The organism is Tsukamurella paurometabola DSM 20162 (genome assembly GCF_000092225.1).
Classification (GTDB): domain Bacteria; phylum Actinomycetota; class Actinomycetes; order Mycobacteriales; family Mycobacteriaceae; genus Tsukamurella; species Tsukamurella paurometabola.
Genome location: NC_014158.1, coordinates 2,640,571 through 2,661,726, shown reverse-complemented (window position 1 = coordinate 2,661,726; position 21,156 = coordinate 2,640,571). Strand labels below are relative to the sequence as shown.

19 protein-coding genes and 1 riboswitch are annotated in these 21,156 nt (G+C 67.4%); of the genes, 12 read left to right on the top strand and 7 right to left on the bottom strand.

Going from position 1 to position 21,156, the window contains the following annotated elements; all coding sequences use genetic code 11:
• Window positions 1–35: 35 nt before the first annotated feature.
• Window positions 36–974: an LGFP repeat-containing protein gene (locus tag TPAU_RS21940; RefSeq protein WP_013127187.1), complete on the bottom strand. Its 939-nt coding sequence runs from the start codon at window positions 972–974 to the stop codon at window positions 36–38.
• Between the two features lie 150 nt (window positions 975–1,124).
• Between TPAU_RS21940 and rpe the strand changes: the two genes are divergently transcribed.
• The 6 genes from rpe to TPAU_RS12800 all read left to right on the top strand — a co-directional run bounded on the left by rpe (window position 1,125) and on the right by TPAU_RS12800 (window position 5,912).
• On the top strand, window positions 1,125–1,802 hold the full coding sequence (gene rpe / locus TPAU_RS12825) for a ribulose-phosphate 3-epimerase (protein ID WP_041944422.1): 678 nt from the start codon (window positions 1,125–1,127) through the stop codon (window positions 1,800–1,802).
• The gene (ribD, locus tag TPAU_RS12820) at window positions 1,799–2,797 is read left to right on the top strand and encodes a bifunctional diaminohydroxyphosphoribosylaminopyrimidine deaminase/5-amino-6-(5-phosphoribosylamino)uracil reductase RibD (RefSeq protein WP_013127185.1); all 999 of its coding nucleotides are present in this window, start codon (window positions 1,799–1,801) and stop codon (window positions 2,795–2,797) included. The genes rpe and ribD overlap by 4 nt, the downstream gene beginning before the upstream one ends.
• Window positions 2,798–2,872: 75 nt before the next feature.
• Window positions 2,873–3,031, top strand: a riboswitch (FMN riboswitch).
• 54 nt (window positions 3,032–3,085) lie between these two features.
• Window positions 3,086–3,709 (top strand): riboflavin synthase, encoded by a 624-nt coding sequence (locus TPAU_RS12815; protein ID WP_013127184.1) that lies wholly within the window; start codon window positions 3,086–3,088, stop codon window positions 3,707–3,709.
• A 2-nt stretch (window positions 3,710–3,711) separates the two neighbouring features.
• Window positions 3,712–4,959 carry a bifunctional 3,4-dihydroxy-2-butanone-4-phosphate synthase/GTP cyclohydrolase II gene (locus TPAU_RS12810; RefSeq protein WP_013127183.1) on the top strand — a complete coding sequence of 416 codons (1,248 nt, stop codon included), beginning with the start codon at window positions 3,712–3,714 and terminating at the stop codon, window positions 4,957–4,959.
• On the top strand, window positions 4,956–5,432 hold the full coding sequence (gene ribH, locus TPAU_RS12805) for a 6,7-dimethyl-8-ribityllumazine synthase (RefSeq protein WP_013127182.1): 477 nt from the start codon (window positions 4,956–4,958) through the stop codon (window positions 5,430–5,432). Before TPAU_RS12810 ends, ribH begins: the two co-directional genes overlap by 4 nt.
• Window positions 5,433–5,456: 24 nt before the next feature.
• The gene (locus TPAU_RS12800) at window positions 5,457–5,912 is read left to right on the top strand and encodes a PH domain-containing protein (protein WP_013127181.1); all 456 of its coding nucleotides are present in this window, start codon (window positions 5,457–5,459) and stop codon (window positions 5,910–5,912) included.
• A 1-nt stretch (window position 5,913) separates the two neighbouring features.
• Here TPAU_RS12800 and TPAU_RS12795 read toward each other — a convergent pair whose 3' ends face one another.
• From TPAU_RS12795 to TPAU_RS12780, 4 genes are all read right to left on the bottom strand, one after another.
• Window positions 5,914–7,404: an aldehyde dehydrogenase family protein gene (locus tag TPAU_RS12795; RefSeq protein ID WP_013127180.1), complete on the bottom strand. Its 1,491-nt coding sequence runs from the start codon at window positions 7,402–7,404 to the stop codon at window positions 5,914–5,916.
• Window positions 7,401–8,981 carry a GMC family oxidoreductase gene (locus TPAU_RS12790; protein ID WP_013127179.1) on the bottom strand — a complete coding sequence of 527 codons (1,581 nt, stop codon included), beginning with the start codon at window positions 8,979–8,981 and terminating at the stop codon, window positions 7,401–7,403. The genes TPAU_RS12795 and TPAU_RS12790 overlap by 4 nt, the downstream gene beginning before the upstream one ends.
• A gap of 112 nt (window positions 8,982–9,093) precedes the next feature.
• The gene (locus TPAU_RS12785; protein ID WP_013127178.1) at window positions 9,094–10,548 is read right to left on the bottom strand and encodes a peptide MFS transporter; all 1,455 of its coding nucleotides are present in this window, start codon (window positions 10,546–10,548) and stop codon (window positions 9,094–9,096) included.
• 37 nt (window positions 10,549–10,585) lie between these two features.
• On the bottom strand, window positions 10,586–11,590 hold the full coding sequence (locus tag TPAU_RS12780; protein ID WP_013127177.1) for a hypothetical protein: 1,005 nt from the start codon (window positions 11,588–11,590) through the stop codon (window positions 10,586–10,588).
• Window positions 11,591–11,754: 164 nt separating this feature from the next.
• Here TPAU_RS12780 and TPAU_RS12775 point away from each other — a divergent pair, with 164 nt between their 5' ends.
• From TPAU_RS12775 to TPAU_RS12750, 6 genes are all read left to right on the top strand, one after another.
• Window positions 11,755–13,629 (top strand): DUF2075 domain-containing protein, encoded by a 1,875-nt coding sequence (locus TPAU_RS12775; protein WP_013127176.1) that lies wholly within the window; start codon window positions 11,755–11,757, stop codon window positions 13,627–13,629.
• Between the two features lie 85 nt (window positions 13,630–13,714).
• On the top strand, window positions 13,715–14,596 hold the full coding sequence (locus tag TPAU_RS21935) for an HNH endonuclease signature motif containing protein (RefSeq protein WP_013127175.1): 882 nt from the start codon (window positions 13,715–13,717) through the stop codon (window positions 14,594–14,596).
• Between the two features lie 112 nt (window positions 14,597–14,708).
• Complete coding sequence (locus TPAU_RS12765) at window positions 14,709–16,370, top strand: fatty acid--CoA ligase (RefSeq protein ID WP_041945031.1); 1,662 nt, start codon at window positions 14,709–14,711, stop codon at window positions 16,368–16,370.
• 64 nt (window positions 16,371–16,434) lie between these two features.
• A complete protein-coding gene (locus TPAU_RS12760) occupies window positions 16,435–16,773 on the top strand; it encodes a hypothetical protein (protein WP_013127173.1) in 339 nt (112 codons plus the stop codon).
• Window positions 16,774–16,820: 47 nt separating this feature from the next.
• Window positions 16,821–18,848, top strand: a complete 2,028-nt coding sequence (gene uvrC / locus TPAU_RS12755) for an excinuclease ABC subunit UvrC (RefSeq protein WP_013127172.1) — start codon at window positions 16,821–16,823, stop codon at window positions 18,846–18,848.
• Window positions 18,845–19,912, top strand: coding sequence for an SLC13 family permease (locus tag TPAU_RS12750; protein ID WP_013127171.1), 1,068 nt, complete (start codon window positions 18,845–18,847; stop codon window positions 19,910–19,912). The genes uvrC and TPAU_RS12750 overlap by 4 nt, the downstream gene beginning before the upstream one ends.
• A 3-nt stretch (window positions 19,913–19,915) precedes the next feature.
• Here the strand turns inward: TPAU_RS12750 and TPAU_RS12745 are convergent, their stop codons facing one another.
• Window positions 19,916–20,497: a DUF6928 family protein gene (locus TPAU_RS12745; protein WP_013127170.1), complete on the bottom strand. Its 582-nt coding sequence runs from the start codon at window positions 20,495–20,497 to the stop codon at window positions 19,916–19,918.
• Between the two features lie 50 nt (window positions 20,498–20,547).
• Window positions 20,548–21,126, bottom strand: a complete 579-nt coding sequence (locus TPAU_RS12740; RefSeq protein ID WP_115329631.1) for a DUF6928 family protein — start codon at window positions 21,124–21,126, stop codon at window positions 20,548–20,550.
• Window positions 21,127–21,156: the final 30 nt, after the last annotated feature.

The following is a 21,156-nucleotide window of genomic DNA, read 5'->3' as shown; positions in this document are numbered from 1 at the left end:
TCCGTAACGGTGTTCAATGGGGGACGTGAGGTGGGTCAGCCCTTGAGTACGCCGCCCTTGGTGAATTCCTGAGTCAGGACGCCGCCGGGGCCGGGCTTGGCCGGGCCCTTCGGGTAGCCCATGCCGAAGGCGCCGCCGCCCTTGACCCACTGGTCCTTGATCTTGCCTGATACGACCTGTGCGCCACCCTCGGGCGACCAGACGATCGAGCCGTTCTGGAAGTCGTTGTAGGCGCCTGCGACTGAACCGGGGGTCGGGCCGCCGACGCTCAGTTCGCTCATCATCGGGAAGCCCAGCTTGCCGGTGGGGCCGCCCTCCTTGGTGTAGGCGTCGCGGATCGCGCCGACCACGCCGGCCGCCTTACCGCCCGCGACCTTCGGGTTCCAGTAGATGGCGCCGTTCGCGAATTCTTGAACCTTCGCGCCGCCGGGGATGTCCTTCTCGACGCCGAGCGGCTGTCCGTACTTCTTCTGGCCGCCGTCCTTGGTGAAGGCCTCGTTGATGGCGCCGGTGACCGGGAACTTCAGAGGTTCGTCGGGTGTGGCCGGGGTGGCCGCGGCGGCGGTCTGCCCGGCGAGCACCTGGGCGATCAACTTCTGCGCGTTGGGATCACTGCCGAACATCTTCACCAGCGTCGCGACATCCGTCGTGGGCAGCTGTCCGGTGGCCAGAATCTGCTGCACGCCCGGGATCTTGGTGAGCTCGGTCAGTGCCGGCTGGGCGCTCGCCGGGATCGCGTTCGCGGTCGACACCAGCGCCGGCGTCGCGGGAGCCGCACCGCCGGGAGCCGCGGCGGGGACAGCGGGAGCGGCCGGAGCTGCTGCGGGAGCGGGTGCCGCCGGGGCGGCGGGCGCACCGGCGACCGGCACGGCGGGAACCGGCGGTGCGGTGGGCTCGGCGACGGCGGGGCCCGCGGCGATGACCGTGGCCGCTGCCATCGCGGTGATGGTGGCGAAGGTGCGTGCGATCCGCATGACGACCTCTCAACTTGTCGACGGCACGGCGTTACCCGTGTGACTAATGTTGCTGATGTTACTAAAGTGGCGATCGGACTTCAATGCACGCCCGACCCGCGCGTCGGACGGGCGGCGGGCGGCGCATCGTCGAGCAATAGAATGCGACGCATGTCTTCGCCGATGATCGCGCCGTCCATCCTGTCCGCCGACTTCGCCCGCCTCGGTGCCGAGATCGACGCCGTCGGCGGCCCCGAGGGCGCCGACTGGGTGCACGTGGACGTCATGGACAACCACTTCGTGCCCAATCTCACGCTCGGTCTGCCGGTGGTGCAGAGCCTGCTCACGGCGACGACCATCCCGCTCGACTGTCACCTGATGATCGACGAGCCCGGCCGCTGGGCGCCGCCCTACGCCGAGGCCGGGGCCCACAACGTGACCTTCCACGCCGAGGCGACCGACGACCCGGTCGCCGTCGCCAAGGACATTCGCGCCGCGGGCGGCAAGGCGGGCCTCGCGATCAAGCCCGGCACCGCCTTCGAGCCCTACATCGAGGTCCTCAAGAGCTTCGACACACTGCTGGTGATGAGCGTCGAGCCCGGCTTCGGTGGTCAGTCCTTCATCGCCGACGTTCTCGATAAGGCCCGTGCCGCGCGCAAGCTGGTCGACTCGGACGAGCTGAAACTGCTCGTCGAGATCGACGGAGGTATCAACGCCGACACAATCGAGCAGGCCGCCGCCGCCGGCGTCGACTGCTTCGTGGCCGGATCCGCTGTGTACAACGCCGCCGACCCGGCCGAGGCCGTACGCAAGCTGCGCGCCCAGGCCGCCGCGACGCCCCGGGTGTGACGCGGCCGGTGGACATCGATGCCGCGCTGACACTCGCCATCGAGGAATCGGTGGCAGCACGCGGCGTGAGCACGCCCAATCCGCCGGTCGGTGCCGTCATCCTGGCCGCCGACGGCACCGTCGCCGGACGGGGACGCACCGCACCGGCCGGCGGGCCGCACGCCGAGGTGGTCGCGCTCGCCGAGGCCGGCGATGCCGCACGCGGTGGCACCGCGGTGGTCACCCTCGAACCGTGCGATCACACCGGTCGCACCGGCCCCTGTACGCAGGCGCTGATCGCCGCCGGGATCGCCCGTGTCGCCTATGCCGCGGCCGACCCGAACCCGGTGGCCGCCGGGGGAGCGGCCACTCTGCGCTCCGCCGGGCTCGATGTGACCCATCTCGGCGTCGAACCCTGGCCGTTGACCGAATGGCTGTTCCGCCAGCGCCACGGGAGACCGATGGTCACCGTGAAGCTCGCCGCCACCGTGGACGGCAGGATCGCCGCGCCCGACGGCACGAGTCAGTGGATCACCGGGCCCGCCGCCCGGGCTCGCGTGCACGCCGAGCGGGCGCAGCTCGACGCGATCATCGTGGGCACCGGCACCGTCGCAGTCGACGATCCCGCGCTCACAGCACGCCGTCCCGACGGCTCGCTGTATCGGCATCAGCCGAATCGCATCGTGATCGGCGATCGCGAAGTTTCCTCCGGCGCAAAGATCTTCGCCGCACCCGGCAAGGTTGTCCGGGTGCACGGCCACGATCCGCGCGCCGCGCTCGCCGCCGCCGCAGACGCGGTCCACGTACAGGTCGAAGGCGGCTCCACCGTGATCGGCGCGTTCCTCGCCGCGGGGCTCGTCGACCGGGTGCAGGCGTACATCGCGCCGGTGTTGTTGGGAGCCGGTCTCGCCGCCCTCTCGGTGCCCGGCATCGGCACACTGGGCGATGCACTCCGCATGCGGTTGGACTCCGTGGAGCGGCTCGGCGACGACGTCCTGCTCACGCTGCTGCGCTGACCTGGAACGCTTCCCTTTCGCGCGTGCTGAACCCAACACTTGGGGCCGCGCCGAACGAGTGCTACCTTCGGAAGCGGAAGTTCTCAGGGCGGGGTGCGATTCCCCACCGGCGGTGATGGACTCCGGGCGATCCCGGTGTTCGAGCCCGCGAGCGCCCCACCGCGAGGCGGGGGTCAGCAGATTCCGGTGTGACTCCGGAGCCGACGGTCATAGTCCGGATGAAAGAGAACGACGCGGGCCGTCCCGCGTGCGTGGTGTCGCCCTGAGCCGAACCGGCAGGAGCGGCAGATGTTCACCGGCATCGTCGAAGAACTGGGCGTGATCACAGCCCGCGACGACCTCCCCGATGCGGCCCGATTCACCGTTCGTGGCGACCTGGTCACCTCCGATGCCAAGCACGGCGACTCCATCGCGGTCAACGGTGTGTGCCTGACGGTCGTCACGGTCGAGGGCGGCGCGTTCACCGCGGACGTCATGGAGGAGTCCCTCCGCCGCAGCTCGCTGAGCAAACTCGGCCCGGGCGATCGTGTGAACCTCGAACGGGCCGCGGCTGTGAATTCCCGGCTCGGCGGCCATATCGTGCAGGGCCACGTGGACGGCACGGGCCATGTGATCAGTCTCAGCCCGTCCGAGCACTGGACCGTGGTACGCCTGGCCCTGCCCACCGCACTCGCCCGCTACGTTGTCGAAAAGGGATCCATCACGATCGACGGCGTCTCCCTCACCGTCTCCGCGCTCGGTCGCGGCGTCCCCGGCGACGACGCGCAGCACTGGTTCGAGGTCTCGTTGATCCCCACCACGCTGGAATTGACCAACCTGGGCGGGGCCGAACCGGGCACCATCGTCAACCTCGAAGTGGACATCGTCGCGAAGTACGTCGAGCGTCTCGTGACGCTCAAGGAGGAGAAGTAGCCATGACCAGGTTCGATTCCATCGAGCGCGCCATCGAGGACATCGCCGCCGGCAAGGCCGTCGTGGTGGTCGACGACGAAGACCGCGAGAACGAGGGTGACCTCATCTTCGCCGCCGAGAAGGCGACGCCCGAGTTGGTGGCCTTCATGGTCCGCTACACCTCGGGCTACCTGTGCGTGCCGCTCGACGGTGCCACATGCGACAAGCTCGGCTTGCCTCCGATGTACGCCACCAACCAGGACAAGCACGGCACCGCGTACACCGTGACGGTGGACGCGAAGGCCGGTGTGGGTACCGGTATCTCGGCCGCCGATCGGGCCACCACCATGCTCAAGTTGGCCGATCCGGACTCGACGGTCGACGACTTCACCCGTCCCGGTCACGTGGTGCCGTTGCGCGCCAAGGAGGGTGGTGTGCTGCGCCGCCCCGGTCACACCGAGGCCGCGGTCGACCTCGCGACCATGGCGGGCCTCGCGCCCGCCGGCGTGATCTGCGAGATCGTCTCCGAGAAGGACCCCGGGGGGATGGCGCAGACCGACGAGCTGCGCGTGTTCGCCGACGACCACGACCTCGCGCTGATCTCCATCGCCGACTTGATCGCCTGGCGGCGCAAGCACGAGAAGCACGTCGTCCAGGTGGCATCCGCCCGCATCCCGACGGCGCACGGCGATTTCCAGGCCGTGGGCTACACCTCGATCCACGACGATGTCGAGCACGTCGCGCTGGTCAAGGGCGACATCACCGCCGACGGCGGCGCCGACGTCCTGGTCCGTGTGCACAGTGAATGCCTCACCGGCGATGTCTTCGGCTCGCTGCGCTGCGATTGCGGCCCGCAGTTGGACGCGGCCATGGAGATGGTGGCCCAGGAGGGCCGCGGCGTGGTGCTGTACATGCGCGGTCACGAGGGCCGGGGCATCGGTCTGATGCACAAGCTGCAGGCGTACCAGCTCCAGGACGGTGGCGCCGACACCGTCGACGCGAATCTCCAGCTCGGTCTGCCGGCCGACGCTCGCGACTACGGTCTCGGCGCGCAGATCCTGGTGGACCTCGGCATCACGTCGATGCGCCTGCTCACCAACAACCCGGCCAAGCGGGTCGGTCTGGACGGCTACGGCTTGCAGATCACCGAACGTGTCCCCATGCCGCTGCGCGCGAACGCCGAGAACATCCACTACCTGCGCACCAAGCGCGACAGGATGGGGCACGATATGCGCGACCTCGACCACTTCGACCAGGGAGGAACCGCATGAGCGGGACCGGCATCCCCGACATCACCCTGGACGGTGCGGGCGACCTGAAGCTGGCGATCGTCGCCTCCCGGTGGCACGACACGGTGTGTGAGGCGCTGCTGGCCGGTGCCCGCCGCACCGCCGAGGCCGCGGGCGTGCGGCACATCACCGTCGAGCGCGTCGCAGGCGCGGTGGAACTGCCGGTCGTGGCGCAGGAGCTGACCAAGACGCATGACGCCGTGGTCGCGCTCGGCGTAGTGATCCGCGGCGGTACACCGCATTTCGAGTACGTCTGCGATGCGCTCACCGCGGGCCTGCTCCGGGTCTCCCTCGACGCCGGCATCCCCGTCGGCAACGGCGTGCTCACCACGAACACCGAGGCCGAGGCCCTCGACCGGGCCGGTCTTCCGGGCTCCGCCGAGGACAAGGGCGAGCAGGCCGCCTCCGCGGCCCTCGACACCGCCCTCACCCTGCGCAGGCTGAGGTCGGTGTAGCGGTTCCGTAGAATCGGACGCGTGATGACCGACGCCACCACGCAGCCCACGTTCGAGGCCCGCCCGCGCAAGATCAAGGTGTACGCCTGGACGATCGCGATCGTGCTGATCGTGGGGCACGGCACCGTCGGATTCCTGCTGACCACGGGCGGCGATACCGGGCCCCTGTTCCGGCCCGACGACAAGGTCGGCATGGCCCTGATCGGCCTGATCCTCGCGGGCGGCGCGCTGCTGTTCACCCGTCCCCGGCTCCGCATCGGGCCCGACGGAGTATCCGTGCGCAACCTGTTGAACGAGAACACCTACCCGTGGGATCTCGTGCGAGGAATCAGCTTCCCCGACGGCTCGGCATTCGCTCGCCTCGATCTGCCGCAGGACGAGTTCGTCGCGATCTGGGCCATCCAGGCGCGCGACGGGGAGTACGCGGTGCAGGCCAGCGCCCGCGCCCGCGAACTCGTCGACATCTACACAGGGCGCTGACCTACTTCTCGATCGTGCCCTGCCGACCGTGCAGCAGCGTGACGATCTGCGCGAGCTGTCCCTCCTGCGCCTTGGTGCGCGCGAAGCTGGTGAGGTTGAGCAGCGGAGTGAACCGCTTGCGCGCGATGCCCTTGGCGTAGCTGAATTCGCGGAGCCCGTCCGCGCCGTGGATGCGGCCGAAGCCGGAGTCGCCCACGCCGCCGAACGGCAGGTTCGGCACACCCGCGAAGGTGATGATGCCGTTCACCGAGGCCATACCCGACCGGATCTTGTCGGCGAGCTCCATTCCGCGGGCCTTCGAGAAGACCGTCGCCGCCAGGCCGTAGCGGGTGGCGTTCGCCTTCTCCACCGCCTCGTCCATCGACTCCACCTTCGCGACCGTCACGGTGGGGCCGAAGGTCTCCTCGGTGACCGCGATCGAATCCTCCGGGACGTCGACGAGCACCGTCGGCTGGACGAACCGCTCGCCGACCGCATCGGCACCGCCGACCAGCGCTCGCCCGCCGCGGGCGAGGGCGTCGTCGATGTGCGACTTGATGATCGGTAGCTGGCTGGGCATGGTGATCGGGCCGATCTTGGAATCGTCCGAAGCGTTCGCGGTGACCTCGCGGGCCTTCGCGACGAGCTTGTCCAGGAACGGGTCGTAGACGTCCTTGTGCACGTAGACCCGCTCGACGCCGACGCAGGTCTGACCGGCGTTGGCGAAGGCGCCCCACGCGGCGGCGTCGGCAGCGGCCTCGAGATCGGCGTCCCGGTCCACCAGGAAGGCGTCCTTGCCGCCGGCCTCGATCACCACCGGCGTCAATGTCTCGGCGCACGCGGCCATGACCTTCTTGCCGGTATTGGTCGACCCGGTGAAGGCGAGCTTGCCCACGCCGGAGGTGCACAGCGCGTTGCCGGTCTCGCCGAAGCCCGTCACCGTCTGCAAAACCGGGCGGCCCACGGCCTCCTCGAAGGTGCGGGCGAGCCAGACCCCCACACCGGGCGTGTACTCGGACGGCTTGAAGACGACGGCATTACCCGCGGCCAAGGCGTAGGCGATCGAGCCCATGGGGGTGAAGACGGGGTAGTTCCACGGTCCGATCACGCCGACCACGCCGAGCGGGTGATAGCGCACCGTCGCCGCCTGATTCGCCATGACCAGGCCCGACGAGACCCGCTTGGGACCGAGTACCTTCTTCGCGTGCGAAGCGGCGTAGCCGAGGTGGTCGATGCCGAGCGCGGCTTCGAGCAGGGCATCGCCGTGGGGTTTGCCGGTCTCGTCGTGGACGATCTGCGCCAACTGGTTGATCCGGCGGGTGATGACGCCCTTCCATTTGTTCAGTTGGTGCTTGCGCCCCTCGAAGCCGAGTTCCTGCCACCAGTCGGCCTGTTCGCGGGCTCGGGCGACCACGGCGTGGACGTGGTCAGCCGAGTGGATCGGGTAGCTGGCGACGACATCGCCCGTGCGCGGGTTCAGTGAATCGAACGTCTTGGTCTCTGCTGCGGTCATGCTGACCTCCTGATCTCGTCGGCCGCCTTCTCGGCGATCATGATGGTGGGAGCGTTGGTGTTTCCGCGGGTGATCATCGGCATCACCGAGGCGTCGACCACCCGCAGACCCTCGGTGCCGCGGACCCGGAGCTGAGAATCGACCACGGCACCCTCTCCGGACCCCATGGCACAGGTGCCCACCGGGTGGAACAGCGTTTGCGCGTACTGCCGGATGTGTGCCAGGTAGTCGTCCTCGGTCGGCTTCTCGGGAAGGTGCCAGGGCTTGCCGAGATACCGCGCGAGCGGACCTTGCTGGCACAGCTCGAACGCTGCACGAGTGCCCACGAGCATCGCCTCCAGATCCTCCGGCGCCTCGAAGTAGTTGGGCTCCAAGGACGGATGCCAGTCCGGGTTCGCCGAACGCAGTCGGAGTCGGCCGCGGCTGGCTACGTTCACCAGCGTGGGGCCGCACACGAGGCCGCGAGCGGTGGGCTCGTGCAGCATGTTGTCGTAGAAGCCCGAGGCCATGACGTGGTACTGAAGATCGGGCAGATCGAGATCCTCGCGCGAGCGAAAGAACCCGCCGGCCTCCCCCGCATTGGAGGCGAGCGGCCCCGTGCCCCGGATCTTCCAGCGCAGCAGGTTCTTCAGGTTCTGCGCTTCCATCAGATCGGTGCTGCCGTGAGTATCGAAGATCACCGGCACGATCGGATGGTCATGCAGGTTCTCTCCCACCCCGGGCAGTGCCACCCGCACGTCGATCCCGTGCTCGGCCAGGTGTTCGGCGGGGCCGATACCCGAGAGCATCAGCAGCTGCGGTGAATTCACCGTGCCACCGGACAGGATCACCTCCTTGCGCGCTCGCGCGGAGTGCTCGGAACCGCCCTGCGCGAAGGTGATCCCGCAGGCGCGATCGCCGTCGAAGTCGATGTGCCGGGCCGTGGCGCCGAGTGCCACCGTGAGATTCGGGCGGCTGCGTGCGGGTTCGATGTATGCCTTGTCCGTAGACCAGCGCCGTCCTCCCTTGCACGTCACCTGGTAGCGGCCGGCGCCGTCCTGGGTGGCGCCGTTGAAGTCGCCGTTGCGGGCCAAGCCGAAGGACACCGCGCTGTCGACCCATGCGTCCACCAGGGGGTGGGTGTAGACCCGGTCCTCGACGTTGAGCGGGCCGCTGGTGCCGTGGTACCGATCGCCCAGGCTGGTGTTGCCCTCGGCCTTCGTGAAGTAGGGGAGCACCTCGTCGTACGACCATCCGTCGGCACCGAAGTCGTTCGCCCACGCGTTGTAGTCGCTGTGGTTGCCGCGGATGTAGATCATCGCGTTCATCGACGAACAGCCGCCCAGCGCCTTCATCCGCGGCCAGTAGGTGGTGCGATCGTCGAGGTGTTTCTGGGGGGTGGTGGTGTAGTTCCAATCCCACTTGGTCTTGAACAGCGAGGCGAAGGCCAGTGGGATCTGGATCTCGTCGGCGTCGGCCTCGCCGCCCGCTTCCAGGAGTAGCACGCTCGTACCGGGATCTTCGGTGAGCCGCGCGGCCACGACGGCTCCCGCGCTGCCCGCCCCCACCACGATGTAGTCGTATTCGTCCGACGCCACCTGTGCTCCTCGCCTCGTTCAGGTCACCTGCCCCGAACGTACCCGCCCGGACGAGGTGGATCCGGGCGAATCGGCGAGTTCTCAGGCGCCCGACGGCACCGTCGGGCCGTCGTTAGGCGACCGCGGGGGCGAGGCGCTTGATCATCGGGGTGAGCAGGGCGACGGCCAGTCCCACGCCGATCGCGACACCGCCGAGGACGATGAAGTACGGTGCCTCGTTGCTCTGATCGTAGAACGTGGCGAGCCGGCCGGCGAGGGCGGAACCGAGACTGATCGACAGGAAGTTCAACGCCACCATCTGCGACGGGAAGGCGCGCGGCGCCAGCTTCGTCGACACGCTCAGGCCCACCGGCGAGATGCACAGTTCGGCGAGGGCGAAGATGAGCATGATGCCCAGCAGGCCGATCAGCGGCGCGGTGTTCGCGCCGGGCGGCATCAGCAGGAAGGCGAGGAAGGCCACGCCGATCCCGGCGGTGCCGATCGCGAACTTGATCGGGGTGCTCGGCTGGCGCGGGCCGAGCTTGGTCCACATCGCCGCGAAGATCGGCGCGAAGATCAGCACGTACACCGGGTCGACCGACTGCACCCACGACGCGGGGAACTCCCAGCCCAGCAGATTGCGGTTCAGGCGGTCGTCGGCGTACACCGCGACGAACGAGAACAACTGTTGGAACAGGGCCCAGAACGCGACCTGCGATAGGAACAGCGGGATGAAGGCGAGGATGCCGTTGCGCTCCTCGCCGGTGACCCGCTTGCTGCTGAGCAGGAAGGCGAAGTAGGCGATCGACATCGCGATCACGGCGATGATCACCGCATCGACGAGGTTGCCCGGCGTGATGATCCCGGTCCCGATCAACACGGCCACGACGGCCAGGGCCACCGCGAGGCCGATTGCCACGGTCTGGATCTCTTTGGGCGATGCCGGGTTCGGCACGATCTGGCTGATCCGGGGTAGCATCTTTCGGGTGAGCGCGTACTGAGTCAGGCCCAGCGCCATACCCACCGCGGCCAATCCGAAGCCCCAATGGAAGCCAGCCGAATCCTGCAGGTAGCCGGTGAGCAAGGGGCCCACGAAGGCGCCCAGATTGATGCCCATGTAGAACAGCGAGAAGCCGGCATCGCGGCGGGTGTCGCCCGGCGGGTACAGATCGCCGACCACCTTGGTGGCATTGCCCTTCACGCCGCCCGAGCCGATCGCCACGCAGACCAGGCCGACGATCACGCCGCTCGCGCCCGGGAGCACCGCGAGCGCGATGTGTCCGGCCATCACCAGGATCGCGGAGTAGAACAGGGTGCGTTCCGCGCCCAGCAAGCGGTCGGAGACCCAGCCGCCGGCGATGGTGGAGAGATAGACGAAGCCGCTGTAGGCGCCGACGATGCCGAGCGCGACGCTCTGGTCGTAGCCGAGGCCGCCGTCGGAGGCGGAGTAGTACAGGTAGTAGGCGAGGATCGCTTGCATCCCGTAGAAGGAGAAGCGCTCCCACATCTCGACGCCGAACAGGTTCACCAGGGGCCAGGGGTGTCCGAAGAACCTGGTGTCAGGTTTGTAACCGGGGGTTGTGGTCATCGGTCGATGAAATCATGAACCGACCGCCGCCGTGTGCTCAGCGCAGCAGGTTGGTGCGGGAGACCTGTTCGCGCAGGAAGTGGAACTGGGTGTCGAGGCTGGCTTGGAGGTCGCGCAGTTCGTCCGCGTGCTGCTGGTACCGGCGGGCATCGGCTTCGTTGCCGATGGCATCGCGGTAGAGCTGGTCGAGCAGTTCGCGGTGCGCGCTGGTGTTGGTCCGGTCGAGCAACTGTAGGTCGTGCAGAAGGCGCTCGACGGGGCGTAGCTCGCCCAGGTACTCAGCGAGGGCGGCGACGTGGTCGCGGAGCGCGTTCTCTGCCATGCGAGCGGCGGTGGCGTATTCGTCGAGGTGTTCGGCGAGGACCGGGGTGACGGTCGATTCGCCCGACGGTCGCGGAGTGTCGGTGCGCAGCTTCCATACGCGGTAGGCACGGTGGCTGATGTCGTGCAGCGTCGCGTCGAGATTGATGCGCACGCGGTGCTGGTCGAGGATCGGGTTGTTCCACGCGGGGGAGCGGCGGATCTCCTCGCTGATGAGGACGGCGAGCCCGAGGAGGCGGGTCTCCACGCGCGTGTTCCCCGGTTCGGCCTCGGGGTTGTAGGCGGGGGTGCGGTCGGCCTGGAAGGGCCACGGGTTCGCCGCGAGCCGTGCCTGCTCCGTAGCCGCGAAGGTCTTCTTGTGTTGCACGCTCTGCCAGATGCGCAGGCCACCGAGCCCGCCGCCGGTGAGCAGGAGCAGTAGGAAGCCGAACTCCATGGAACCGATCGCCGTTCCCATGATGAACAGCGCGACTCCCAGCGCGACCCACATCCCGGCGGGGAATCCCCACGGCGTGGCGGTGGGACGGAGCGACGCGAGGTATGCCGGGTTGTTGCTCGCGGTATAGCGGCGGTAGGCGTCGTCGATGGCGGCCGGGCGGATGCCCTCCAAGTACGCCGAGGCATCGCGCGCGGCGACCTGTGCCATCTCGCGTCCGACCACCACCGCGTCCGCCGCCGACGTGACGCGGACGGCGATATCTTTGGGAACGGTCTCCGCCATCGCAATCCCCTCTGGTCTCTACTGCGAATGTACCGGGGCGCGGTCCCAGGGGGTCGGCTCAATGGTCGGCCCGTTCGGTATCGTCTGGTCAGCGGTTCGACGGAACTCTCGCTCAGGGCAGATCCCCTCCGCACGATTATTCGTGCTGTTCAGGGGGATGTTGCGTGACGTTGCTGCGGGTCACCGCGAACCGACTGTTGGAGGAGTACACCTCGCAGTCACTCGTGGAGAGCTTGCTGGAGCGCATGTTGTTCGAACGTGGAGTGACAGTCGCCGAGGCGGAGCAGCGTTCCTGGTCGAATAGCCTGCCCAAGCTGGCCGCAGACCTCCGGCAGGGCGGACTCGGTGGCGTCGAGATGCTCATCGAGTACAAGCTTCCCCTCTCATCCCGCCGCGCTGACGTCGTGCTCGCAGGCATCCATCCGCACACCGGCGAACCGTCCTATGTCGTGGTCGAGTTGAAGCAGTGGTCGTCCGCTACCGCGTTTGAGGGTGACATTCGAATGGTGAGCGTGCCGCACCTGGGCGGTCCGGTTTTGCACCCGGTCGCACAGGTGGCCGGCTACTGCCAGTACATCGGTGACTTCGCGCGCTCGCTTCGCGACCAGGAGGATCCGCTGGCGGGTGTCGCGTATCTGCACAATGTGACACAGCGGGGTGCGATCGAGGACCTGATCGACTTCCCGGTGACGAATGCGGGCCGAATGTTCACCGGTGCCGAGACGGACCGGCTGCTTGACTTTCTGCGCACTCGGCTCGCCCCGGATGCTCACCCAGGGCCAGCGGCCGATGCGTTGTTGAACTCCCCGGCGGCGCCGTCACAGCAGCTCCTGGCAGTCGCGGCGGAAGAGGTACGCGAGCGCCAGGTCTTTCACCTGCTGGGGAATCAGAAGCTCGCTGTTGACTTGGTGCTGCACGATGTGGAACGAGCGCGCGCAGCTGATACGAAGCGAGTGATAGTCGTGACCGGTGGCCCCGGTAGTGGCAAGAGCGCAATCGCTCTCGCTTTGCTCGGTGACCTCGCTCGGCAAGGGCGGACGGTACTGCACGCCACGGGATCTCGTTCCTTCACTACGACCCTGCGGCAGGTGGCGGGTGAACGCGCGCCGCGTGTCAAGGCGATGTTCAAGTACTTCAATCAGTTCGTCGCTGCAGAGCGGAACGGCCTCGACGTGCTGATTCTCGACGAGGCGCACAGGATCCGGGAGACTTCTGCGAACCGGTTCACCAAAGCGATGAACAGGACTGGCAGACCCCAAGTCGATGAGCTGATCGCCGCCGCGCGGGTTCCGCTGTTCCTCTTGGACGAGCACCAGGTGGTCCGCCCTGGGGAGTTGGGTTCTCTTCCACAGATCCGTGCCTACGCCGCATCGCTCGGACTCGAGACGATACATATCCACTTGGATGACCAGTTCCGTTGCGGCGGAAGCGAGCGGTACGTCGAGTGGGTCCTCGACCTGGTGGGTCTGTCAGAGAAGAAGGCGTGGACGTGGACCGGAGACGAAGGCTTCGACGTCCGGGTTGCCGAGACGCCATGGGATCTCGAACGAATGCTCGACGACAAACGCGCGGAGGGCTACTCAGCCCGGATGACAGCAGGCTACTGCTGGTCGTGGAGCGACCCGACACCCGAGAAGACTCTGGTCCCAGACGTCGAGATCGGTGACTGGGCCCGCCCGTGGAACTCCAAATCCGATCGCCGCATCGGTGACGCGCCGCCCTCGCAGCTCTGGGCGACCGACGACGGCGGATTCGGGCAGGTGGGGTGTGTATACACCGCGCAGGGATTCGAGTACGACTACAGCGGCGTAATCCTAGGCCCCGACTTCGTTTGGCGTGATGGGCGATTCGTTGTCCAGCGTGATCAGAACAAGGATCCGAGCCTGAAGTCGAAGAAGGGTCTCTCGGATCCGCGGTTCGATCTCTTGATCCGCAATACGTACAAGGTTCTGCTCACCCGCGGGATGTCTGGAACCGTTCTCTACTCCACCGATGAAGAGACTCGCGAGGCGCTCACGCGCTTCGTGCAACCGATGTAACTACCGAATAGCACGAGCTCGGCCCGACAGGCTTCCGTACAGGACACGCCTCTACCCGATGCGAACCTGGGAAGGCGCATGGGCGATGACGGCGTGGATTGTTCCAGTATCGTCAAAATATCCGGACAACCTGGCTTACGGAGTCGAGAAGGGGTATTGGGACCTTACGGTTTCCAAGGAAATCAAGCAGGGAGATGAGGTCTACTTCTGGCTCACACAGGGTGGGTCGCTCATCGGAGCCGGGTTTGCGACTTCGGATTCTCGCCCGATCGTCCGAGCAGACGGCACTCGGTTAGCGGACGTCCAGCCTCAGTGGGCGGGTAACCAGGAGTACCAGGCCAGGTTCGACTTCGAGCCGTATTCGTTGAGTCCCTTGGAGCGCCCCACGGCGGCGGACCTCTTGGTCGCGCTGGGGTTTGGCGCTACCCAGACCTCGTACTTCCATCAGGCTTTCCCGGCGGCGACAGCAGAGGGCGAGCAGTACCTCCGCAGATGTTTCGCTGCGACGGAACACGTCGACGTGAACCTTCCTCAGAGCGGTTGGTCTATCGAGGACGCCGCCGCTGAACAGAGATACGTGCTTGTGAAGCGGATTGATAGAAGTGGACAGGGACGCCTGAGAGAGGATCTCATCAAGGAATTCAGTGGGAGATGCGTCGTGAGCGGATGCGCAGTCGAAGCCGCCGTGGAAGCCGCGCACCTCGTCGAAGTTCGCGACCTCAATATCAACGACTCGTGGAACGGTGTGCTCATGCGCGCAGACATTCATCGATTGTTCGATGCCGCGCTGTTGGGTATCGACGCCGACCTGCGTGTGGTCGTGGATTCGTCGCTCGAAGGAACCGAGTACTGGTCCTTCCGTGGTCAGAAGCTGATCCTGCCCAAGGGGACGCGAAACAAGCAACGTACATCGGCTTTCGAGCGGCGCCGAGTAGCGAAGTTTCCTGCGTCGCCAGTGGGTGCCTGATAGGACGAGCGGACTGACCGGGCATCGAGCGACCCGCATTGGTGACATGCGGGCGGCCACCAGCTCCGCGAAACCGGACCGCGCACCGTCGGACATGCGGTACGCATGTCGCATGGCCGAGCGGATCCTGCCCCTACAGTCCACGATGCAAGACGAGCAGTTGTCGCTCGCGACACTGCTCAAACACGCCACCACGTGGTACGCGGACACCTCCGAGGTCGCGACCTGGACACCCGAGAAGACCACCCGGATGAGCTTCGGCGAGCTCGGCCGCGAGGCGGCGCGACTTGCCAACGCGCTGAAAGCACTCGGCGTGCAGCCGGGCGACCGGGTGGGCACCTTCCAATGGAACAACAACGAGCACATGACCGCCTACGCCGCGATCCCCGCGATGGGCGCCGTCCTGCACACCGTGAACATCCGGCTGTTCCCGAACCAGATCACTTACATCGCCAACCACGCCGAAGACCAGGTGCTCATCACCGACGGCAGCCTGATCCCGCAGCTCAACGCGGCGCTCGACGGTATGACCACGATCAAACACATCGTGGTGGTCGACGGCGATACCGGCGCGGTCGAGGCACCTTCGGGCGTACAGGTGCACGCCTACCGCGACCTGCTCGACGCCCAGCCCGATACCTACGACTGGCCCGATATCGACGAACGAGCGGCCGCCGCAGCCTGTTACACCTCGGGCACCACCGGTGATCCCAAGGGCGTCATGTACAGCCATCGCAGTATCTGGCTGCATTCCACCTCGGTGTGCGCGAGCTACGGTCTCGGCCTCGGTCCGAACGACACCGTGCTCCCGATCGTCCCGATGTTCCACGCCATGAGCTGGGGTACGCCGTTCGGTGCTCTCATGTCCGGTGCCTCGCTGATCCTGCCGGACCGGTATCTGCAACCCGAACCGATGACGCGCCTTCTCGCCGAGGAACGTCCTACGGTATCGGCCGCCGTCCCGGCGGTATGGATCGGGATCGTCAATCATCTCGCCTCGCACCCCCAGGACATCAGTCACCTGCGCCACATCGCCTGTGGTGGTTCGGCGGTCCCGCTGAGTCTGGCCAAGACGCTCCAGGACAAGCACGGCGTGCAGATGGTGCAGGCCTGGGGGATGACCGAGACCTCGCCGATCGCGTCCATCGCCTGGCCACCGGTCGGTGTCACCGGCGACGACGCGTGGGCGTACCGGAATACGCAGGGCCGCTTCCTTCCCGGCGTCGAGGGTCGCCTCGTCGACGATCTGGGCGAGCCCGTTCCCAATGACGGGGAATCGCTCGGCGAGGTTCAGGTCCGGGGCCCCTGGATCACGGGCCGCTATTACAGCCCCGACGGTGCCGAGCCCGTGGGACCGGAGAAGTTCGAGAACGGCTGGCTGCGCACCGGCGACATCGGCAAGCTCTCCGCCGACGGCTACGTGACTCTCGTCGACCGGTCCAAGGACGTCATCAAATCCGGCGGCGAATGGATCAGCTCCGTCGATCTCGAGAACGAGGTCATGGCGCACCCGTCCGTACTCGAGGCCGTCGCCATCGGTGTGCCCGACCCGAAATGGGACGAGCGCCCCCTCGTCGCGGTGGTCCTGCAACCTGGACACACGGTGACCGTGGCCGAGCTCCGTGAGCACCTCGCCGGCAGGTTCGCCAAGTGGCAGATCCCGGACAACTGGTCGTTCATCGCCGAGGTCCCCAAGACCTCCGTCGGCAAATTCGATAAGAAGGTACTGCGCGCGCAGCACGCGGACGGCGATCTCGACGTGCTCACCGACTGAGGCCGCCAGCCGATCCTCAGCCCCTTCGCCGCCGACACCCAGCAACGGCGGCGAGGGTGAAGGCATGAACAGAATGCAGAAGATGATCGGTTCCACCCTCCTCGGCGTCACCGTGATCGGCGGTGCCGGCTCGCTCGGCGCGGGCCTGGCCTCGGCGGCGCCCAACCAGCCGAGCAGCCCGACGACGAACGCCCACCAGCCCGATCGGGCCGCCGCGAAGCCGAATCCCAAGCCTGCGCCGAACCAGGCGCCGCAACGGGCGAAGCCCCAGGCTAACGGGCAGAACCCCGACTGGCGGCCCGGGCCCGTCTTCCACCAGGGAGCGTGGCGCACGCCGATCTGGGATGCGAACAAGAAGCACTGGGGGTTCTGGCTCGGACCGGTCTGGGTCCCGGTCGGCTGACCCCGCCCGCGACCGAACCTGTCGGCCACCCGTCCTACGCTGGACGGGTGGCCGACCCGCAGAGTTACCGTCCCGCACCGGGGACGATCCCCACCCAGCCCGGTGTGTACAAGTTCCGGGACAAGCATGGCCGCGTGATCTACGTGGGCAAGGCCAAGTCGCTGCGCAGCCGCCTCAACTCGTACTTCGCCGATGTCTACGGCCTGCACCCGCGCACGTATCAGATGGTGACCACGGCTGCCTCGGTGGAGTGGACCGTCGTCAACACCGAGGTCGAGGCGCTCCAGCTGGAATACAACTGGATCAAGGAATTCGACCCCCAGTTCAACGTCCGCTATCGGGACGACAAGACCTACCCGATGTTGGCCGTGACGCTCAACGAGGAATACCCACGCCTGTACGTCTACCGCGGCCCGCGGCGCAAGGGCGTGCGCTACTTCGGCCCGTACAGCCACGCCTGGGCCATCCGCGAAACGCTCGATCTGTTGTTGCGGGTATTCCCCGCCCGTACGTGCTCGGCCGGAGTGTTCAAGCGACACAACCAGATGGGCCGGCCCTGCCTGCTGGGCTACATCGACAAGTGCTCGGCGCCGTGCATCGGGCGGGTCACCGCCGCCGAGCACCGGCAGATCGTCGACGACTTCTGCGACTTCCTCGCGGGTAAGACGGACAACCTGATCAAGCAGCTGGAGAACGACATGCTGGCTGCGTCCGAGGAACTCGACTTCGAGCGCGCCGCCCGGCTCCGTGACGACGTATCCGCCCTCCGCAAGGCCGTGGAGAAGCAGGCCGTGGTGCTCGGCGACGGTACCGACGCCGACGTCATCGCCTTCTCCGCAGACGAGCTCGAGGCCGCGGTGCAGATCTTCCATGTCCGCGGCGGCCGGGTCCGCGGTCAGCGCGGCTGGGTGGTCGAGAAGCCGGGCGACGCAGAACAGAACGAGCACGCAGAGCTCGTAGAGCAGTTCCTCACGCAGTTCTACGGCGAAGAGGCCGAGCGGGCCAAGCAATCGGGCGACACCGCCGCCAATCCGGTGCCGCGCGAGGTGCTCGTTCCCGTGCTGCCGGACGATGCCGACGAGCTCCAGGATTGGCTCAGCGAGCTCCGCGGATCGCGGGTTTCGCTGCGTATTCCGCAACGCGGCGACAAGCGCACGCTGATGGAGACGGTGGAACGCAATGCCGCCGAGGCGCTGCACCAGCACAAGCTGAAGCGATCCGGCGACCTCACCGCGCGCTCCGCTGCACTGCAAGGCCTGCAGGGCGCTCTCGATCTCGACGAGGCGCCGCTGCGCATCGAGTGTGTGGACATCAGCCACATTCAGGGCTCCGACGTCGTCGCGTCGCTGGTCGTCTTCGAAGACGGACTCGCCAAGAAGTCCGACTACCGCCACTACGCCATCAAGGAGGCCGCGGGCGATGGTCACAGCGACGACGTGGCCTCGATCGCCGAGGTCACCCGGCGCCGCTTCCTTCGGCACCGCGCGGATGCACACCAGGAGGCCGGTGACTCAGGAGCCGGCGTCGCCGCGAGTGACAACGGGGGAGATCTCGCCGCGAGTGACAACGGGGGCGACCTCGCCCCGGAAGCCGCCATCGACCCGCAGACCGGTCGCCCCCGCCGGTTTGCGTACCCGCCGAATCTGTACGTGGTCGACGGTGGCCCACCACAAGCCGCGGCCGCCCAAGCCGTGCTCGACGACCTCGGCGTCACGGACGTGGCCGTGGTCGGACTCGCCAAGCGTCTCGAAGAGGTGTGGGTGCCCGGGGAGGACGATCCGGTGATCCTGCCCCGCAGCTCCGACGCCTTGTTCCTGTTGCAGCGCGTGCGCGATGAGGCGCACCGGTTCGCCATCGGCTTCCACCGCACCAAGCGTTCGAAACGGATGACCAGTAGTGCCCTCGATTCCATTCCGGGACTCGGTGATACCCGCAAAGCCGCTTTGATCCGTCATTTCGGGTCGGTCGCCAAGCTCCGCGCCGCGAGCCTGGAGGAGATCGTCGAAGTACCCGGGATCGGGCTCACCACGGCGCGCACGGTGCTGGACGCGCTGCGCGTCGCCGACGGCGCGTGAACGTCACCGAGGTCGTGGCGCAGGTCGCGCCGGTCCTGATCTTCCTGCTCGCGATCACCGTGGTCGCCGAGATCGCCGAGACCGCGGGAGTCTTCGATGCGGCCGGTGCGCTGGCCGCAAGGCTGGGCCGCGGTCGCGTCGTGCTGATGTGGTTATGGGTGGTCGCTGCCGCGTGCCTTGCGACCATCACCCTCAGCCTGGACACGACGGCCGTGCTCGTGACCCCGGTGGTGCTGGCGATGGCGAAGCGACTCGGTATTGCACCGCTGCCTTTCGCCATGACAACGGTGTGGCTTGCGAACACGGCATCGCTGCTGTTGCCGGTGTCCAACCTCACCAACCTGCTCGCCGTGTACCACCTGTCCGGTGGGGTACGCGCCTACCTGGCGCTGTCCTGGCGTCCTGCGCTCGTCGCGATGGCGGTCACGGTGCTGGTGCTCTGGTTATTGCACCGACGAGAGCTGCGGGGAAGATACGAGTCGCCCGCTCGTACCGCGCCCGGCGATCCCGTGCTGTTCCGCATCGCAGCGGGCGTGTGCCTCGCGCTGGGACCGGTGTTCGCACTCGGAGTGCCACCGGCCGTCGCGGCGGTGATCGCGGCAGCGATCCTCCTCGCGGCGCTGGCGATCCGTGCGCCGGACCGCCTGCGGTCGATCGAGGTGCCCTGGCGCATGGTGCTGATCCTCGCGGCGGTGTTCGCGGCGGTGCAGGTCGCGCTGGCGGCGGGTCTGGAGACCGTATTGCGCGGGGTGGCCGGCGCGGGCACGGAACCAGGCGAGCTGTTGCGGCTCGCCGGCGTCGGAGCCCTGACCGCCAACGCGGTCAACAATCTGCCCGCCTACCTCGCCCTCGAACCCGCGGCAGCCGCCGAACCGCTGCGGCTGATGGCCCTGCTCATCGGTGTGGGTGTGGCACCCGTCGTCACCCTCTGGGCGTCGTTGGCCACCCTGCTATGGCGGCAGCGGTGCGACCGCGCCGGGGTGCACGTGTCCGCTCGGCGATTCGCCGCCGAAGGGCTGGTGCTCGCGGTGCCGGCGACAGTGATCGCAGTGCTGGTCCTGTAGGGGTCAGCGGTACACCAGAAGGGGGACGGTGGCCGGATCGATCGCATTCGGCGGTCGCGGACCTTCGTACCAATAGCCGAGCCGATCGAGCATGGCCAACTCGGTGACCCTGCCGAAATCACCGTCGTCGGGTGCCGCCTCGTGCTCGAAGGGCAGCACCGCACCGTCGTCGACGAAGACCTCACCGTCGCCGCCCGCGTACGCCCGGGTCAGTCTGGCGTCCCGCCAGAAGGCGAAGGCTCCCATGTTCACCGTCGACTGCAGTGCGAAGACGTCGATCTCGTGCTCCGCGATCAGCGCGCGCCCCCACGCCGGCGGGTTGCCCTCGATCCATTCGCAAGCCCCCTGATAAGCCACGATCGTGATGTCGCCGAACGCGCCGATCGCGATCTCGTCGACGTCGAGGTGGACGTCTGAGGCGAGATCCCCGGAACGGTGGGCCCGGCGCGATCGCCCCCAGGTTCGCTTGCCCAGGATCTCCGTCGCGAGTGTGTCCGATGCCGCGACATCCAGTTGCGGAAGATCTTTCAACCGTGTCGCCGGGTCAGCCATCGACGCGACGAGAAAGGTGCACTTCATTCCCATGCGCCGACGCTAGGAGCCGTGACTTATGAGCTTCTTGGTGGCGACCAGCGTCACCGGTACATCAGCAGCGGTACGGTCGCCGGGTCGAAGCCGTCGGTGGAGGGCGGCCCTTCGTAGCTGAAGCCCAACCGGTCCAGGAGGGCGTTCTCGGCGATCCATTCGTAGCCGTGCTCGGCAACATCGAGATCCCGCTCGAACGGGAGCCGCGAACCCTGATCGATGATCGCCTCGCCCTCCGCGCCGGCGAAGGCCCGGATCGGGGTGCTGTTGCGCCAGAACGCGAAACCGCCCATGGTCACAACGGAGTGCAAGACGAACGCGTCGACGTCTCCGGCTTCCAACAATGCGCCGCCCCACGCGGGAACGTCCTGTTCGATCCAGGATGCGGTCTCGTCGCCGCTCACGATCACCAGCTCGCCGAAGACGCCGATTCCGGTCTCGTCGTGCGGATTCGCATCCTCGGCGAGGTTGCCGGTGCGGTAGGCGCGCCGCTTCCTGCCCCAGGTACGCGTGCCGAGGATCGCCGTCGCGAGGGAGTTCGAGGCGGCCACGTCGATCGCGGGTAGGTCGCGCAGCCGACTCGACGGGTCGCCGCTCGACGCCACCACGAACATGCACTTCGCCCCCATGGATCGACGGTAGCGCACATCGTCGTGTGG